Source organism: Streptomyces sp. NPDC051987 (assembly GCF_040680735.1).
In the GTDB taxonomy this organism is placed as follows: Bacteria; Actinomycetota; Actinomycetes; order Streptomycetales; family Streptomycetaceae; genus Streptomyces.
Genome location: NZ_JBFAXI010000020.1, coordinates 50,292 through 65,727 on the forward strand (window position 1 = coordinate 50,292; position 15,436 = coordinate 65,727).

Genomic DNA, 15,436 nt, shown 5'->3' on the forward strand with positions numbered 1-15,436 from the left:
GGGCAATCTGTTGATCGTGACTCTATGGCCACACAAAGAGCCGAGCGCAAGCCACAATCCCTTTTTCGTACCACCGTGTTGACGCAATTCACTCCGCAGAGTGAAGAGCGGTCCGCAGCAATCGCGTGTGCACGAAACGGCCGTGCGCGGAGGGCCGATAGCGCCACGACAGGGGCCACGTCATGTCGTCCAGCGCGGGAATCGGGATGTAGGAGACGCGGGCCGGAACGGCCGTCAGCCGGGTCACCTCCGCAGGCCAGGGCAGGTGGTCCGTACTCCCGGCCGGTACCAGGAAGTACACGTACCGCCGCCCGCTGGCGACCTCGATGACGGGCCCGGGGTCACCCCCGGTCATCTCCGCGAGCCGGTCGGCGAGCCGCCGCCCCCATTCCCCGTCGTCCACCCGCACCGCGTCGAACTGGACACCGGCCTTGCGGAGTTGGACCCCGGCGGCGGGCAGCCAGCCGAGATTTAAGGAGTCACTTTGGGTGTTCATGAGACCAGTGTCGGCAGACGCGGCTAGCTTTTCCATAACTCTGAGTTGACCACTGAATACGGTCAGAAACCAGGGGGCGTCGGTTGTGTCCGGTTGAGTTCGGTTGAGTTCGGGGGTGACCGCAATGGCGCGAGCCGAGAACAAAGAGGAAGCGGGGGGTACGGCACAGCTCCTTGCCGCCCTCGCGAAGGCCTTCCGTGAGCAACAGCAACTGACCCAGGACGAGTTGGGCAAGCGCATCGGCTACACCGGGTCCGCGATCAGCGCGATGGAGACGGGGGCGCAGCCGGCCAGCGACAAGATGCTCGCCAAGCTGGAGGAGGCGATCGGCGGCGGGCTGGGGATCTTCGAGAAGGCTCGCAAGTTCGTGCTGCTGGACAAGTACCCGCCCCAGTTCAAGAACTTCGCGCTGGTGGAGCAGGAGGCGGTGACCCTGTCGTCGTACCAGACGTTCGTGATCGACGGCCTGTTCCAGACACCGGAGTACGCACGGGCCTTGATCGGCGGCGGCTACCCCAAGCTGCCGGAGGAGAAGGTGGAGGAGCTGGTCGAGGCGCGGGTTGCACGACGGGCGCTGTTCGACCGGGCGGATCCGACGCCGATGATCGAGGTGATTCTGGAGGAGTCGGTGCTGCGGAGGCCGTTCGGGAGCTGGGAGGTGACGCGTGACCAATTGCGGTCGCTCGCGGAGGACGCTGAGCGTGACAATGTGAGCGTGCAGGTATTGCCGTTGGAGCGGGGGTTGCGGGCTGGCCATGCAGGCGCACGCGGCAACATGGTCCTGGTGAAGACCAAGGAGCACCACGACCTGGTCTACCTGGAGATCGAAGAGGAGAGTCTCCTGGTCAGCGACCCAGCGAAAGTCGCTCGCCTCACCCACCGGTATGCCAAGATCCGAACGCAGGCTCTGAGTTCGGATGACTCACTCAGCCTCATCCGGAAGTTGGCGGGAGAAGAGCGGACATGACGGGAACTCTGCAGTGGTTCAAGTCCAGCTACAGCGATGACAGCGGCGGCCAGTGCCTCGAAACCGCCTACACCTGGCGCAAGTCCTCCCACAGCGACGACGACGGCGGGAACTGCCTCGAAATAGCCCCCTGCCCCCACGCCGTCCACGTCCGCGACTCCAAGACCGGCGCCGACGGTCCCCACCTCACCCTCTCCCCCGCCGCCTGGGTCGCCTTCCTGACGTCGGCCGGGTGATCAGCCGAAGACGGTGAAGAGGGCCAGCGCGGGCCCGGCCGCGTACACGAGGACGCCCGCCGCCAGGGCGGTCCACGGCCGTCGGGCCCGCACCGTCCCGAGCACGACGGTGACCGCCGCGGCGACCAGCGCGACCGTCGGCCCGAACATGGCCACGAGCATCCAGCCGCCGGAGTCGTCGCAGAACCGGGCTGTCCCGGCCGCGGTGCCGCAGCTGTCACTGGCGAAGAGCATGCCGAAGAACAACAGCCCGTTGACCGCGACCGCGGCCGCGAGCAGCAGCCCGGCCGTCACGGCGAAGACCACGGTGAGCGGCCTGCCCGGCACAGGACGCGGCGGCGGGAACCCCGGACCGTAGGACGGGGGGTACGGAGGCGGTGGAAAACTCATGCCTCCCATTGCGCCAGTGCCCGCGCGTCCCCGCCTGAGTACGGCTACTCAACCCATGTGGGCTCGTGCCCGGGGTGGGTCACCAGGGCACCTCCCCGTCGTCGTCGAAGAAGCGGCCGGTCGGGCCGTCGTCGGGCAGGGTGGCGAGGCGGATCGCGGTCGCCGCGCCCTGTTGCGGGGTGCGGTGACCCTGGAAGCCGTTGAGGTCGGTGGCGCAGTAGCCGGGGCAGGCGAGGTTGATCAGGATGTTCGTGTCCTGGAGTTCCCTGGCGTACTGGACGGTGACACCGTTGAGGAACGTCTTGGACGGGGAGTAGGCCACGGCGATCGGGCCCACCTGGGCGTCGGGCGTGGTCTGCCGGGTGAGGGAGCCGACGCTGCTGGACACGTTGACGATCCGCGGGGACGGCGAGCGGCGCAGCAGCGGCAGCATCGCGTTGGTGACGCGGATGACGCCGATGACGTTGGTCTCGACTGCCTCCCGCACCGTCGCGAGGTCGGCGGCGGTCGGTGTCTGCGCCATGCCGCCGGTGATGCCGGCGTTGTTGACGAGGGCGTCGAGGCGTCCGGCGTGGTCCTCGATCAGCGCGGCGGCAGCCTGCACGCTCGCGTCGTCGGTGACGTCGAGCGGCACGCCGAACGCGTCGACGCCGGCCGCCCGCAGCTTGGCCACGGCGGTCTCGCGGCGCTCCTCGTTCCGGGCGCCGACGCCGACGCGCCAGCCGAGGGCGCCGAGGCCGGCCGCGATCTCGTACCCGATGCCCTTGTTCGCGCCGGTGACCAGCGCGGTCTTCTGCTGTTCGGTCATGCCTCGATCCTGTCCGGGGCGGGGCGGATGGGCCAGGACCGATCGGGTGGGCAGCGATACCGCAGGGGTATCGGTCCGGGCCGGCTCGGTAGCATGGGGGGCGTGGAGACGCGGGAGTTGCGGTACTTCGTGGCCGTCGCCGAGGAGCTGCACTTCGGGCGGGCGGCCCGGCGGCTCGGGATGGCGCAGCCCCCGCTGTCGCGAGCGATCAGCCGGCTGGAACGCCGGCTCGGAGCGGCGCTGCTGGAACGCACCAGCCGTACGGTCACCCTGACCGAGGCCGGGTCGGTGCTGCTGCGGGAGGCCCGCGCGGCGCTGGACGCGGTGGCGGCCGCCGAGCAGCGCACCCGGCGCGCGGCGCTCGCCGCGTCCGGCCAGGCGGGCGTGGTGCTGGCCACGAAGGCGGGCGCGTCCGGCGAACTGCTGGCGAAGATGCTCGACGCCTACGCCGCCGAACCGGACGCGGTCGCCGTCGACCTGCTGCTGTGCGGGATCGGCGAGCAGGAGCGGATGCTGCGGGACGGACGGGCCGACGTGGCGCTGCTGCACCTGCCGTTCGACTCCACGGCGGGCTTCGACAGCGAGGAACTGCTGACGGAGGGCCAGGTGCTGGTGGTGCCGTCCGGGCATCCCCTCGCCCTCCGGGAGCAGGTGCGGACGGCCGAGGTCGGCGAGCCGGCCGGGCTGCCCCTGGCGCGCTGGCCGGAGCGCGACGGCAGGTATCCGGAGGGAGCCGGTCCGGAGGTCCGGGACCAGGCCCAGCTGTACCAGCTGATCGCGCTGGGCCGCGCCTGCTGTGTCGTACCGGAGTCCGTCCGGACGCTCCTGCGCGAGGACCTCACCGCCGTACCGGTGGTGGACGCGCCGCCGGTCACCACCGTGATCGCCTGGCCGCCGCACAGCCGCTCCCGAGCCGTCGCCGACCTGGTCCGCACCGCCACCCAGCTCTGACCCCGCCGACCCGGCGTCCGGGTGACCAGCAGCGCGGGGACCTGCTGCTGTACCGGGGTGGTGGCACTGCACTCGGCAGCGCCACCACCCTGCGCATCGGAGGGTGCGGAACCGTGAAGCAGCCGGGCCGGGGGGCTAGAAGACCGGGGTGCCGTCCTGGGTCAGCTTCCAGTTGGTGGCCGCGAAGGTCGACGGGTCGATGGTGCCCTTGGCCGTGGCGTAGGCGATCATCAGGTCGCGGACCTGGTTGGTGGAGCTGTAGGCGGTCTCCGCGGCGGCGATGTGCGGGTAGCCTGAGCCGCCGTTGGCGCGGTAGTTGTTGACGGCGACGACGAAGACCTGGTCGTCGGGGACCGGCGCGCCGTTGTAGGTCAGGTTCTTGATGCGCGAGCCCTCGGCCGCCGCGATGTCGATCTCGTAGGAGACGCCGGACGCGGTGTCGTACATGTAGTCCCAGAAGCTGTTGGCGTTGGTGAGGGTGGCGGTGTCCACCTTCGTGCCGCTGGGGACCTGGTGGTAGTACTTCGCCGCGTACTCCAGGTAGTCCTTGAGCTGGGCGCCGGTGAGCTTCTTGCCGTACAGCGTGTTCTCGTAGATGTAGAGGCCGGCGATGTCGCGGATGGTCACGTTGCCGGCCGGGATGTCGGCGGTACGGCTGAAGCACGCCGCCACCGAGATCAGCGGGAGCGCCGCGTCCGCCGCCGACAGGCCCGCCCTGACCGCCTCGGTCTGGACCTCGTGGATGAAGTCGATGGCGGGCACGTCCTTCCAGCAGGCCTCCGCCGTCGACATCTCCTGAGTCGACGTGCCGATCGCCGTGTTGACGTACTTGACCACCAACTGGTGGTCCGCGGCCAGGAGTTCGGTGATCCTGGGGTCCTCGGCGACGGTGTTGCTGTTCAGCGTGGTGGCGGTCTTCCTGGTGACCTTCCAGGAGCCGTGCACGTGCTCCAGCTCGAAGTCGAAGACGGAGAGGCGGTAGCCGTAACAGTACGGCTCGGAGAGGAGGACCTCCTCGCCCGTCTCCGCGTTCTTCACCGTGTAGGTCGGGACGTCGACGTGGGTGTGCCCGACCAGGATCGCGTCGATGCCGGGGACCTGCTCGGCGACCAGGTTGGACGCGTTCTCCACGTAGGGGAGTTCGTCGCCCCACGACGTCGAGCCGTCCAGGCCCGAGTGGTCGGTCAGGAAGACGACGTCACAGCCGAGGGCGCGCAGCCGCGGCACGTACTTCTTCGCCTGCTCGACCAGGCCCGTGAAGGCCAGCTTCCCGGAGACGTTGTCCTTGTCCCACAGGGCGATGCCCGGGTTGGTGAGGCCGAGGATGCCGACCTTGATGTCCGGGCCGTGCGGGACCTTGATGTGCTTGACGGTGTAGGGCCGGAAGGCCGGCTTCAGCGTCTTGGCGTCCAGGGCGTTGGCGCCGAGCAGCGGGAAGTCGCACTGCTTCTCGAAGGTGCGGATGACCTCGATGCCGTAGTTGAACTCGTGGTTGCCGAGCGCGGCCGCGTCGTAGCGCATCTCGTTCATGGCGATCGCCATGGGGTGCTTGGGCCCGCGCTTGCCGTCCTTGCCGGTGATCGGGTCGACGTTCGCGTAGTAGTACGCGAGGGACGTGCCCTGGATGATGTCGCCGGCGTCGACGAGGAGCACTCTGTCCTCGCCCTTCTCCTTGCGCAGGTTCTTCACCAGGGTGGCGATGCGCGCGATGCCGTACGTGTTGCCCTTGGAGTCCACCGGGGCGGCGTTGGTGTAGTAGTCCCAGTTGAAGACGTGGCTGTGCAGGTCGGTGGTGCCCAGGATGGAGAAGCTCCAGGTCTTGGGCGCCTTCGGCGGCTTGGCGTGGCCGTGGCCGGCCTCGGCGGCCTGCGCGCTGCCGGTACCGACGGTTCCCGCGACGGCCACGGCAGCGCCGGTGACGGCGGACTTCTGCACGAACTCACGTCGGTTCATGGGATTGACGGGCATTCAGGGCTCCTGAAGGGGCGCGGGGAACGGGTGTTGGCGTGCGGGGCGCGGCGGGCTACCCGCGTAGATGCTGACCCCCGCCCGTTACCGGCGTAACCACGGAAAGCCCAAGGGCCGGTCAAGGATTCCCAAGACCGGCCCAAGTGGACGTGCGTACACACGACTTCACGGCCTACAGGAACGAGTTGATCTCGATCGTCTCGTCGCGGCCCGGACCCACGCCGATCGCGGAGATCGGGGCGCCGGACATCTCCTCCAGCGCCTTGACGTAGTTCTGCGCGTTCTTCGGCAGGTCGGCGAAGGACTTGGCCTTGGTGATGTCCTCGGACCAGCCGGGCAGCGTCTCGTAGATCGGCTTCGCGTGGTGGAAGTCGGTCTGCGAGTAGGGGAGTTCCTCGACCCGACGGCCGTCGATCTCGTACGCGACGCAGACCGGGATCTGCTCCCAGCCGGTGAGCACGTCGAGCTTGGTGAGGAAGAAGTCGGTGAGGCCGTTGACGCGGGTCGCGTAACGGGCGATGACGGCGTCGAACCAGCCGCAGCGGCGGTCCCGGCCCGTGGTCACGCCCCGCTCGCCGCCGATCCGGCGCAGCGCGTCGCCGTCCTCGTCGAACAGCTCCGTCGGGAACGGCCCGGCGCCGACCCGGGTCGTGTAGGCCTTGAGGATGCCGATCACCCGGCTGATCTTCGTCGGGCCGACACCGGAGCCGGTGCAGGCGCCGCCCGCGGTCGGGTTCGAGGAGGTGACGAACGGGTACGTGCCGTGGTCGATGTCCAGGAGCGTGCCCTGGCCGCCCTCGAAGAGGACCACCTTGTCCTGCTCCAGGGCCTGGTTGAGGACCAGGACCGTGTCGGCGACGTACGGAGCGAGCTTCTGCGCGTAGCCCAGCAGTTCCTCGACGACCTGCTCGACGGCGATCGCGCGCCGGTTGTAGAGCTTGGTGAGCATCTGGTTCTTGACGTCGAGGGCCGCCTCGACCTTCTGGGTCAGGATCGACTCGTCGTAGAGGTCCTGGACCCGGATGCCGACCCGGTTGATCTTGTCGGCGTAGGTGGGGCCGATGCCGCGCCCGGTCGTACCGATCTTCCGCTTGCCGAGGAAGCGTTCCGTCACCTTGTCGACGGTGACGTTGTACGGCGTGATGATGTGCGCGTTACCGCTGATCAGGAGCTTGGACGTGTCGACGCCACGCTCGTTCAGACCGCTCAGCTCGGAGAGCAGGACCGACGGGTCGACGACGACACCGTTGCCGATGACCGGGACACACGTGGGCGAGAGGATTCCGGAAGGGAGGAGGTGGAGCGCGTACTTCTGGTCGCCGACGACGACCGTGTGACCGGCGTTGTTGCCGCCCTGGTAGCGCACCACATAGTCGACGGAGCCGCCTAGCAGGTCCGTCGCCTTTCCCTTGCCTTCGTCACCCCACTGAGCACCGAGCAGCACAAGTGCGGGCACGCGCGTACACCCCTTCCGGGCGGGGCATGTCCAAGGTCAGGGGCGTACGCGTATTGTTCAGCGCCGCGTACCACCGCGACCGTCGTTGGCCGCACAACCGTCGGACCGGATGCCCCGGAATAGACGAAGCCCCTGGCGCAATAGCGCAAGGGGCTCTTGCACAGTGATGCTACCCGAGGAAGCGAGGCAGGACCGAGGTGGCGACTTTCGCGACGTCCGATCAGCTGCTGGTGATCATCGATCCGGCGGCACGGGAAACGGACGGCGAATCAGTCCGGATCGCGAAAGACGTGCTCAGCGCGGGTGCGGCCGCGAAGGTGTGCATGCCGGACGGCCCCGAGGAATTCGCCCGGGTGCTGGCCCGCCGGGGCTCGCGGCGGCCGGTGGTCGTCGGCGACGACGGCGCCCTGGTCCGCGCGGTGACCCTGCTGCACCGGCGTCGGGAGCTGGCCGGATGCGTGCTGTCCGTGGTCCCGGTGGGGGGCGCGCTGAGCGTCGCGCACACGCTGGGGGTGCCGGACGGCGCGGTGGCGGCGGCGCGGGCGGTCCTGGACGGGGTGGAGCGCCGGATGGACCTCCTCGTCGACGACAGCGACGGGGTGGTGCTGGGCGCGCTGCGGATCCCGCCGGTGGCGGCCGAGGCACGGGCCGCGGAGCCGGTGGCGGCGCGCGGCTGGCTGCGGCCCTACCAGCACCTCGTACGGTCCCTGTCGGCCGCCCGCCCGGTCCCGGCGGTGCCCGGCCCGCCGGCGCGGCTGCGGGTGGAGGTCGACGGGCGGACGGTGGTGGACCTGGACCAGCCGGTGGAGGGCGTCTCGGTGACCCCGGGCGGCCCCGGCGGGCTGGCCGAGGTCGAGGTGCGGCCCCTGTCGGTGGGCGCGGAGGCGACCCCGGTACGGGCCGCGGGGCGGACGGTCACGGTGGTCGGCGCCGACTTCCGCTACCGGGCCGACGGCGGGGTGGCCGGGCCGGTACGCCGCCGGACCTGGCGGGTGGTGGAGGGGGCCTGGGGGCTCACGGTGCCGGGGGCGTCTCAGGACAGGCACTAGCCTCCAGGTGATCGCTCTCGTCCTTCAGCTCCACCCCCGTCCGTCCCAGCTCCCGCCCCCTCACCAGCAGGGCCGCCAGCTTCTGGGCCGCCGTCTCGTAGGCGAGGCCGCGCGGCGGGCGGATGTTGGACAGGCAGTTGCGGTCCGCGTCCGTCGTCACGCCCGGAACCGGCCGGTACGTGAGGTACGCGCCCAGGGAGTCCGCCGCCGACATGCCGGGCCGTTCGCCGATGAGGACGACCACCAGGGCCGTGCCCATGGTGTGGGCGATGTCGTCGCCGAGGGCCACGCGGGCCTGCTCGGCCAGGACGACCGGGGCGACGCGCCAGCCGGCGAGGCGGGCCGCCGTGGCCCGCAGCACCGCCGCCGCGTGCGCGTGCACGGCCCGGCTGGACAGCCCGTCGGCGACGACGAAGACGACGTCCCAGTCGCCGACCGGGAGGTGGGCGCGGTCCACGGGGTCGAGGCGGCGCCCCAGGTCCGGCCGCTGCAGATACGTCAGCCGGTCACCGGCCGCGCTGCGCACCCGTACCGTCGGCAGGCCCGCCAGGCCCGCCGCGACCGTGTCCGGCTCGAACGGCGAGTGCACCGCGTCCCGCGCGGCCGCGTGCGCGGCCTGGAGGTCCAGGCGGTGCCGGGTGGGCAGGGCGGAGCCGGAGCGGCCGAGGCCGATCCGGGCCTGGGTGTGACGGCGCAGCAGCGGCCACAGCTCGTCGAGGCCACCGGGGGGCGCGCCGGCCGTGCGGACCACCGCGTCCGCCCCGCCCGCGTCCGCCCCGCCCGCGTCCGCCGTACCGGCCACCCCGGTCATGTCGGCCACCTCGGTCATGCCGGCCACCCCGGTCAGCTCCGTCAGCTCGGTCATGCGGCCAGTTCCCTTCCGATCGCGGTCAGCGGGTGGCCGTCGGCCTCGCGCAGGGCGCCGGTCCCGTCGAGCAGCCCGGTCGACCTCAGCCACGTCTCGAACTCCGGTGCCGGGCGCAGGCCGAGCACTTCGCGCAGGTAGAGCGCGTCGTGGTAGGAGGCGGACTGGTAGTTGAGCATGATGTCGTCGCCGCCCGGGGTGCAGATCACGAAGGAGGCGCCCGCGACGGCGAGCATGGTCAGCATGGTGGCGACGTCGTCGTCGTCGGCGTCGGCGTGGTTCGTGTAGCAGATGTCCAGGCCCATAGGCAGGCCGAGGAGCTTGCCGCAGAAGTGGTCCTCCAGGGCGGCCCGGAGGATCTGCCGGCCGTCGTAGAGGTACTCGGGGCCGATGAAGCCGACGACGGTGTTGACCAGGAGCGGGCGGTAGCGGCGGGCGACCGCGTACGCGCGCGCCTCCACCGTCTGCTGGTCCACCCCGTGGTGCGCGTCCGCCGAGAGCGCGCTGCCCTGCCCGGTCTCGAAGTACATGACGTTGTCGCCGACGGTGCCGCGGCCGAGCGCGAGCGCCGCCTCGTACGCCTCGTCGAGCAGGCCGAGGGTGACCCCGAAGGACGCGTTCGCGGCCTGCGTCCCGGCGACGGACTGGAAGACGAGGTCGACCGGGGCGCCGCGCGCCATCAGGTCCACGCTCGTGGTGACGTGGCAGAGCACGCAGGACTGGGTGGGGATGGCGTAGCGGCTGATCACGCCGTCCAGGAGGTCCAGCAGGTCCCGTACCGCCTTCGGGCTGTCGGTCGCCGGGTTGATGCCGATCACCGCGTCGCCGGAGCCGAGGAGGAGGCCGTCCAGGAGCGCGGCCGCGACCCCGGCCGGGTCGTCGGTCGGGTGGTTGGGCTGGAGCCGGGTGGCCAGCCGGCCGGGCAGCCCGATCGTCGAGCGGAACGCGGTGACCACCCGCACCTTGCGGGCGACGGCCACCAGGTCCGCGTTCCCCATCAGCTTGGAGACGGCGGCGGCCATCTCCGGCGTGAGCCCCGGCGCCACCGCGGCCAGCGCCCCGGTGTCCGCCGCCAGCAGCCACTCCCGGAACTCGCCGACCGTCAGGGCGGCGACGGGGGCGAAGGCGGCCGCGTCGTGGGTGTCCAGGATCAGCCGGGTCACGTCGTCGTCCTCGTACGGGATCACCGGCTCGGTCAGGAAGGTCGCGAGCGGCACCTCGGCGAGTGCCCAGCGCGCCGCGACCCGCTCCCGGGCGCTCGCGGCGGCGAGGCCGGCCAGCCGGTCGCCGGAACGTTCGGGGCTCGCGGCCGCGAGCAGGCGGGCCAGGGAGCCGAAGCGGTGGCGTTCGCCGCCGAGGGTGGCCGTGTACGTGGTCATGGCGGCGACCGTACGAGCCGGGTGTTGCCGACAGGTTGCGCCAGATTTCTAAAGGTCTAGTTGACAAACATTTAACGCCCCGAGACCCTCGGACGACTCATACGGCCTACAGAGTTCCGGTCCAGTACAGCCAGTGAAGAGCAGGAGAGGGGCCATCCGGATGGCAGTGGACGAGGGAGTCGCCCCGGCGACGAGAGACGGCGGGAAGACGGCCGGGACATCCGGAGGGACCGGCGCAGACGGCACGGTCCACCGGCTGAAGCCGAACGCGATCGGGTTGCTCGGCGTGGTCTTCATGGCCGTCGCGACCGCCGCGCCGATCACCGCGATGACCGGCAACGTGCCCTTCATGGTGTCGTCGGGCAACGGCATCGGCGCCCCGGCGAGCTACCTCGTCGCAATGGTCGTCCTGGCAATCTTTTCCGTCGGCTTCACCTCGATGGCGAAGCACATCACCTCGACGGGCGCCTTCTACGGCTTCATCTCCTACGGCCTGGGCCGCACCGCGGGCCTGGCCTCGGGGCTGCTCGCCACCTTCGCGTACGTCGTCTTCGAACCGGCGCTGATCGGCATCTTCTCGGTCTTCGCCAACACGACGCTCAAGGACCAGACCGGGCTGGACGTCCCGTGGTGGGCGTTCGCGATCCTGATGCTCGCCGTCAACGCGACCGGCACCTGGTTCGGCGTCAGCGTCGCCGAGAAGCTCCTCGTCGTCCTGCTCGGCACCGAGGTGACCGTCCTCGCGGCGATGGCGATCTCGGTCGCCCTGCACGGCGGCGGCCCGCACGGCTTCACCTTCGGCCCGGTCAACCCCGTCAACGCCTTCAAGGGCACCTCGGCCGGCCTCGGCCTCTTCTTCGCCTTCTGGTCCTGGGTCGGCTTCGAGTCCACGGCGATGTACGGCGAGGAGTCCCGCGACCCGAAGAGGATCATCCCCAAGGCGACGATGATCTCGGTCCTCGGCGTCGGCGTCTTCTACGTCTTCGTCTCCTGGATGGCCATCACCGGCAACGGCGAGGCGGAGGCCGTCAAGGCCGCCTCCTCCGCGAACCCGCTCGCGCTCTTCTTCGACCCGACCGAGCACTACGTCGGCCACTGGGCGGTCGTCCTCATGCAGTGGCTGATGATCACCGGCTCGCTCGCCTGCGGCATGGCCTTCCACAACTGCGCCGCCCGCTACATGTACGCGCTGGGCCGGGAGGGCGTGCTGCCGAAGCTGCAGCACACCATCGGCCGCACCCACGCCCGGCACGGCTCCCCGCACGTCGCGGGCCTGGTCCAGACGGTGATCTCCGCGGTCCTGATCGCCGCGTTCTGGATCGCGGGCAAGGACCCGTACAACGCCCTGTACGTGCTCCTGGCCATCCTCGGCACCATGGCGATCCTGGTCGTGCAGGCGGTCTGCTCGTTCGCGGTGCTGGTCTACTTCCGCCGCAACCACCCCGAGAGCCGCCACTGGTTCCGGACCTTCACCGCCCCGCTCGTCGGCGGCGTCGCGATGCTCGGCGTGGTCGCCCTGCTGGTCTCCAACATGGGCGCGGCGGCGGGCTCCGAGTCCGGCTCGCTGCTGCTGAAGGCGACGCCCTGGCTGGTGGCGCTGGTCGCGGCGACGGGCGTCGGCTACGCGCAGTACCTCAAGCGCCGGTCGCCGGAACGGTACGCGCTGCTGGGGCGGACGGTACTGGAGGAGACGAGGGAGCGCTGAGCGCCCCGTAAGGGGCGCGGGGAACTGCGCGACCAGCCCACCACCGGCCCGCAGGTGAGTGCGTACCCGCGGGAGCGTCGTGGCCGAGCGCGCGGTTCCCCGCGCCCCTATCGGCGCTCGTCGCCGAACTGCTTCTCCCGGCGCTCCCGCCAGCGCTCCATCATCTTCACGATCTCCTCGTCCACGAACTCGAAGAACGCCAGTGTCTCGGCCATCCGCCGCCCCGCCGGGGTGTCGGGGCCGAGGCCGGCGACGCCCTCCCGCAGGGCGGACTCCCAGCGCTTGATCACGGCTTCCCGGTTGGTGAGGGCCTCGTACCACTGGTCGCCGTGCACCCGGTACCGCTCCCGCCGCGACCCGGGCTCCCGCTCGCGCGACACCATGTGCGTCAGCGTCAGGTACCGCACCGCCCCGGACACCGCCGCGGGGCTGATCCGCAGCAGCTCGCCCAGCTCGGCGGAGGTCAGCGCGCCCTCGTCGGAGGAGAGCAGGGCGGCGAAGACCCGCGCGGGCATGCGCTGCATCCCGGCCTCGACGAGCTGCGCCGCGAAGGACTCGACGAACTTCGACACGGCCTCCGCGTCCCGGCCGCCGGCTGTATCCGTCATGGGTTCCACCCTAGCGGAGCTTTCAGGGACTTCCGTATCTTCACAAATTTCTGAAAGAAGCGTACGTTCGGCGCCATGACGAAGGCCATCACGGTCGCCGGGCTGCACAAGTCCTTCGGCCGCACCCACGCCCTGGACGGCCTCGACCTGGCCGTCGAGGCAGGCGAGGTGCACGGGTTCCTCGGTCCCAACGGCGCCGGGAAGTCGACCGCGATCCGGGTGCTGCTGGGCCTGCTGCGCGCCGACTCGGGGACCGCGCGGATCCTCGACCGCGACCCCTGGGCGGACGCCGTGGAGGTGCACCGCCGGATCGCCTACGTCCCCGGCGACGTGACCCTCTGGCGCAACCTCTCCGGAGGCGAGGTCATCGACCTCTACGGCCGCCTCCGCGGGGGCCTCGACGCCCGCCGCCGGGCCGACCTGCTCGACCGCTTCGAACTCGACCCGACGAAAAAGGGCCGCACGTACTCGAAGGGCAACCGGCAGAAGGTCGCCCTGGTGGCCGCCTTCGCCTCCGACGTCGACCTGCTGATCCTCGACGAACCGACCTCCGGGCTCGACCCCCTGATGGAGGAGGTCTTCCAGCGCTGCGTGGAGGAGGAGCGCGACCGCGGCCGTACGGTCCTCCTCTCCTCGCACATCCTGAGCGAGGTCGAGGAACTCTGCGACCGCGTCAGCATCATCCGGGCCGGCCGGACCGTCGAGTCCGGTTCCCTGGCCGACCTGCGCCACCTCACCCGTACCAGCGTGACCGCCGAACTCGCCGGTCCGCCCGACGGGTTGGCGCACCTGCCCGGCGTCCACGACCTGGACGTCCAGGGCCGCCGGATCCGTCTCCAGGTGGACGGCGACCAGCTCACCGCCGTACTCCGCGCGCTGTCGGAGACCGGCGTCCGCTCCCTCACCTCCACGCCGCCGACCCTGGAGGAGCTCTTCCTGCGCCACTACCAGGACGAGGCGGCCGTCCGATGACGCCCCTCTCCGGCCTCACCGGCACCGGCACCCTGCTGCGCTTCGCGCTCCGCCGCGACCGGGTGACGACCCCGGTGTGGATCGCGGTGAACGCGCTGATGGTCCTCTCCATGCCGGGCACGCTGCGGACCCTGTACGGCACGCACGCCGAACGCGCCGACCTGCTCCGCCAGGTGCGGACCAACGCCGCCTTCCGCGCGCTGATCGGCCCGCTCCACGACACCTCGCTCGGCGCCCTGACGGCCTGGCGGGTGGGCGTGTACGCCGGGCTCCTCGCGGCCGCGACCAGCCTGCTCGTCGTCGTACGGCACACCCGCGACGAGGAGGAGAGCGGCCGCGCGGAACTCGTGGCGTCCGGTGCGGTGGGCCGCCGGGCCGCACTGACCGCGGCCCTGCTGGCGGCGGCCGTGGCCAACGGCGTGGTGGCCCTGCTCGTCACCGCGGGCCTGGCGGGTCAGGGCGCCGCCGGCGCGCTCTCCTTCGGCCTCGGCCTGGCCGCGACCGGCATGGTCTTCGCGACGACGGCCGCGATCGTCGCCCAGCTCACCGAGAGCGCCCGCCTGGCGCGGGGCCTCACGGCCGCCGTCCTGGGCGCGGCCTTCGTGCTCCGCGCGGCGGGCGACTCCGCGACGGCCGACGGCGGGTCGGTGTGGACGTGGCTCTCCCCGCTGGGCTGGCTGGAGAACCTGCGCCCCTTCGCCGCCGAACGCTGGTGGGTGCTCCTGCTGTTCGCGGCGGCGGTGCTGGGACAGGGACTCGCGGCGTACGCGCTGGCGGCCCGCCGCGACCTCGGCATGAGCTTCTTCCCCGCCCGCCCCGGCCCGGCCACCGGCCGCCTCGGCTCCGCCGCCGCCCTGGCCTGGCGGCTCCAGCGGGGCGTTGTGCTCGGCTGGTCGCTCGGCTTCTTCCTGGCCGGCGTGGTCTACGGGGGCCTGACGGAGGGCGCGGCCGACCTGGTGGGCGACAACAAGAACGCCCGCCAGATCTTCGAACGCATGGGCGGCCAGAGCGGGCTGACGGACGCGTTCCTCGCCTCGATGGTCGGCATGCTGGGCCTGATCGCCGCGCTGTACGTCGTGACGTCGGTCCTCCGGCTGAACGCCGAGGAGACCTCGGGCCGCGCCGAGCCCCTGCTGGCCGCCCCGGTGAGCCGCCTGCGCTGGGCGGCCGGCCATCTGACGATCGCGTTCGTCGGCGCGGCCCTGATCATGCTGCTGGCCGCGGCGGGCTTCGCGGTCGGCTACGGCAAGGAGGTGGGCCCGATCATCGGCGCCTGCCTGGTGCAGCTCCCGGCAGTGTGGGTGGTCGGCGGGGTGGCGGTGCTGCTGTACGGCGTCGCGCCTCGCTTCTGCGCCCCCGCCTCCTGGGGCGTGGCGGTGGCTGCCCTTCTGATCGGCTGGGTCGGCCCGGCCCTGAACGCCCCCCGCCCCGTCCTGGACCTCTCCCCCTTCGGCCACCTCCCGAAGCTGCCGGGCGGCGGGATGGAGTGGGGGCCGGTGGCGACCCTGACCGGGCTGGCGGTGGTGCTGGCGGGGGCGGGGCTGGCGGGACTGAGACGCCGGGACATGATCGGCTGACAGCAGCCG

15 protein-coding genes are annotated in these 15,436 nt (G+C 71.4%); 7 read left to right on the forward strand and 8 right to left on the reverse strand.

Annotated elements, in window-relative coordinates; all coding sequences use genetic code 11:
* Window positions 1–88 precede the first annotated feature (88 nt).
* Window positions 89–496 (reverse strand): hypothetical protein, encoded by a 408-nt coding sequence (locus AB0M11_RS13725; protein WP_365704755.1) that lies wholly within the window; start codon window positions 494–496, stop codon window positions 89–91.
* 124 nt (window positions 497–620) lie between these two features.
* Here AB0M11_RS13725 and AB0M11_RS13730 point away from each other — a divergent pair, with 124 nt between their 5' ends.
* Both AB0M11_RS13730 and AB0M11_RS13735 read left to right on the forward strand, forming a co-directional pair.
* Complete coding sequence (locus AB0M11_RS13730; RefSeq protein WP_365704757.1) at window positions 621–1,463, forward strand: helix-turn-helix transcriptional regulator; 843 nt, start codon at window positions 621–623, stop codon at window positions 1,461–1,463.
* Complete coding sequence (locus AB0M11_RS13735; RefSeq protein WP_365704759.1) at window positions 1,460–1,699, forward strand: DUF397 domain-containing protein; 240 nt, start codon at window positions 1,460–1,462, stop codon at window positions 1,697–1,699. The genes AB0M11_RS13730 and AB0M11_RS13735 overlap by 4 nt, the downstream gene beginning before the upstream one ends.
* Here the strand turns inward: AB0M11_RS13735 and AB0M11_RS13740 are convergent, their stop codons facing one another.
* Together AB0M11_RS13740 and AB0M11_RS13745 are read right to left on the reverse strand one after the other, a co-directional pair.
* Window positions 1,700–2,089: a hypothetical protein gene (locus AB0M11_RS13740; protein WP_365704762.1), complete on the reverse strand. Its 390-nt coding sequence runs from the start codon at window positions 2,087–2,089 to the stop codon at window positions 1,700–1,702.
* 79 nt (window positions 2,090–2,168) lie between these two features.
* Window positions 2,169–2,897 carry an SDR family oxidoreductase gene (locus AB0M11_RS13745; RefSeq protein WP_365704765.1) on the reverse strand — a complete coding sequence of 243 codons (729 nt, stop codon included), beginning with the start codon at window positions 2,895–2,897 and terminating at the stop codon, window positions 2,169–2,171.
* A gap of 102 nt (window positions 2,898–2,999) precedes the next feature.
* Between AB0M11_RS13745 and AB0M11_RS13750 the strand changes: the two genes are divergently transcribed.
* Window positions 3,000–3,848, forward strand: coding sequence for a LysR family transcriptional regulator (locus tag AB0M11_RS13750; RefSeq protein WP_365704767.1), 849 nt, complete (start codon window positions 3,000–3,002; stop codon window positions 3,846–3,848).
* A 135-nt stretch (window positions 3,849–3,983) separates the two neighbouring features.
* Here AB0M11_RS13750 and AB0M11_RS13755 read toward each other — a convergent pair whose 3' ends face one another.
* The gene (locus AB0M11_RS13755; protein ID WP_365704769.1) at window positions 3,984–5,816 is read right to left on the reverse strand and encodes a 5'-nucleotidase C-terminal domain-containing protein; all 1,833 of its coding nucleotides are present in this window, start codon (window positions 5,814–5,816) and stop codon (window positions 3,984–3,986) included.
* A 172-nt stretch (window positions 5,817–5,988) separates the two neighbouring features.
* On the reverse strand, window positions 5,989–7,272 hold the full coding sequence (locus AB0M11_RS13760) for an adenylosuccinate synthase (protein WP_365704771.1): 1,284 nt from the start codon (window positions 7,270–7,272) through the stop codon (window positions 5,989–5,991).
* Window positions 7,273–7,469: 197 nt separating this feature from the next.
* Between AB0M11_RS13760 and AB0M11_RS13765 the strand changes: the two genes are divergently transcribed.
* The gene (locus AB0M11_RS13765; protein WP_365704773.1) at window positions 7,470–8,321 is read left to right on the forward strand and encodes a diacylglycerol kinase family protein; all 852 of its coding nucleotides are present in this window, start codon (window positions 7,470–7,472) and stop codon (window positions 8,319–8,321) included.
* On the opposite strand, the gene eutC is transcribed toward AB0M11_RS13765, so the two are convergent.
* Window positions 8,287–9,186 (reverse strand): ethanolamine ammonia-lyase subunit EutC, encoded by a 900-nt coding sequence (eutC, locus tag AB0M11_RS13770; RefSeq protein WP_365704775.1) that lies wholly within the window; start codon window positions 9,184–9,186, stop codon window positions 8,287–8,289. The two genes, AB0M11_RS13765 and eutC, sit on opposite strands and share 35 nt — an antisense overlap.
* Window positions 9,183–10,565 carry an ethanolamine ammonia-lyase subunit EutB gene (locus tag AB0M11_RS13775; RefSeq protein WP_365704777.1) on the reverse strand — a complete coding sequence of 461 codons (1,383 nt, stop codon included), beginning with the start codon at window positions 10,563–10,565 and terminating at the stop codon, window positions 9,183–9,185. Before AB0M11_RS13775 ends, eutC begins: the two co-directional genes overlap by 4 nt.
* Before the next feature lie 160 nt (window positions 10,566–10,725).
* On the opposite strand from AB0M11_RS13775, the gene AB0M11_RS13780 reads away from it, so the two are divergent.
* A complete protein-coding gene (locus tag AB0M11_RS13780; protein WP_365704779.1) occupies window positions 10,726–12,270 on the forward strand; it encodes an APC family permease in 1,545 nt (514 codons plus the stop codon).
* Window positions 12,271–12,377: 107 nt separating this feature from the next.
* Here the strand turns inward: AB0M11_RS13780 and AB0M11_RS13785 are convergent, their stop codons facing one another.
* On the reverse strand, window positions 12,378–12,878 hold the full coding sequence (locus AB0M11_RS13785) for a MarR family transcriptional regulator (RefSeq protein WP_365704781.1): 501 nt from the start codon (window positions 12,876–12,878) through the stop codon (window positions 12,378–12,380).
* Window positions 12,879–12,953: 75 nt separating this feature from the next.
* Between AB0M11_RS13785 and AB0M11_RS13790 the strand changes: the two genes are divergently transcribed.
* The gene (locus AB0M11_RS13790; protein ID WP_365704783.1) at window positions 12,954–13,850 is read left to right on the forward strand and encodes an ABC transporter ATP-binding protein; all 897 of its coding nucleotides are present in this window, start codon (window positions 12,954–12,956) and stop codon (window positions 13,848–13,850) included.
* On the forward strand, window positions 13,847–15,427 hold the full coding sequence (locus tag AB0M11_RS13795; RefSeq protein ID WP_365704786.1) for an ABC transporter permease: 1,581 nt from the start codon (window positions 13,847–13,849) through the stop codon (window positions 15,425–15,427). Before AB0M11_RS13790 ends, AB0M11_RS13795 begins: the two co-directional genes overlap by 4 nt.
* The last annotated feature ends 9 nt before the right edge of the window (window positions 15,428–15,436 follow it).

Coding starts and splice junctions, on each gene's coding strand:
- AB0M11_RS13775 (WP_365704777.1), bottom strand. CDS start 10,565: ATGACCACGTACACGGCCACCCTCGGCGGCGAACGCCACCGCTTCGGC.
- eutC (WP_365704775.1), bottom strand. CDS start 9,186: ATGACCGAGCTGACGGAGCTGACCGGGGTGGCCGGCATGACCGAGGTG.
- AB0M11_RS13725 (WP_365704755.1), bottom strand. CDS start 496: ATGAACACCCAAAGTGACTCCTTAAATCTCGGCTGGCTGCCCGCCGCC.
- AB0M11_RS13780 (WP_365704779.1), top strand. CDS start 10,726: ATGGCAGTGGACGAGGGAGTCGCCCCGGCGACGAGAGACGGCGGGAAG.
- AB0M11_RS13795 (WP_365704786.1), top strand. CDS start 13,847: ATGACGCCCCTCTCCGGCCTCACCGGCACCGGCACCCTGCTGCGCTTC.
- AB0M11_RS13745 (WP_365704765.1), bottom strand. CDS start 2,897: ATGACCGAACAGCAGAAGACCGCGCTGGTCACCGGCGCGAACAAGGGC.
- AB0M11_RS13740 (WP_365704762.1), bottom strand. CDS start 2,089: ATGAGTTTTCCACCGCCTCCGTACCCCCCGTCCTACGGTCCGGGGTTC.
- AB0M11_RS13785 (WP_365704781.1), bottom strand. CDS start 12,878: ATGACGGATACAGCCGGCGGCCGGGACGCGGAGGCCGTGTCGAAGTTC.
- AB0M11_RS13790 (WP_365704783.1), top strand. CDS start 12,954: ATGACGAAGGCCATCACGGTCGCCGGGCTGCACAAGTCCTTCGGCCGC.
- AB0M11_RS13755 (WP_365704769.1), bottom strand. CDS start 5,816: ATGCCCGTCAATCCCATGAACCGACGTGAGTTCGTGCAGAAGTCCGCC.
- AB0M11_RS13735 (WP_365704759.1), top strand. CDS start 1,460: ATGACGGGAACTCTGCAGTGGTTCAAGTCCAGCTACAGCGATGACAGC.
- AB0M11_RS13730 (WP_365704757.1), top strand. CDS start 621: ATGGCGCGAGCCGAGAACAAAGAGGAAGCGGGGGGTACGGCACAGCTC.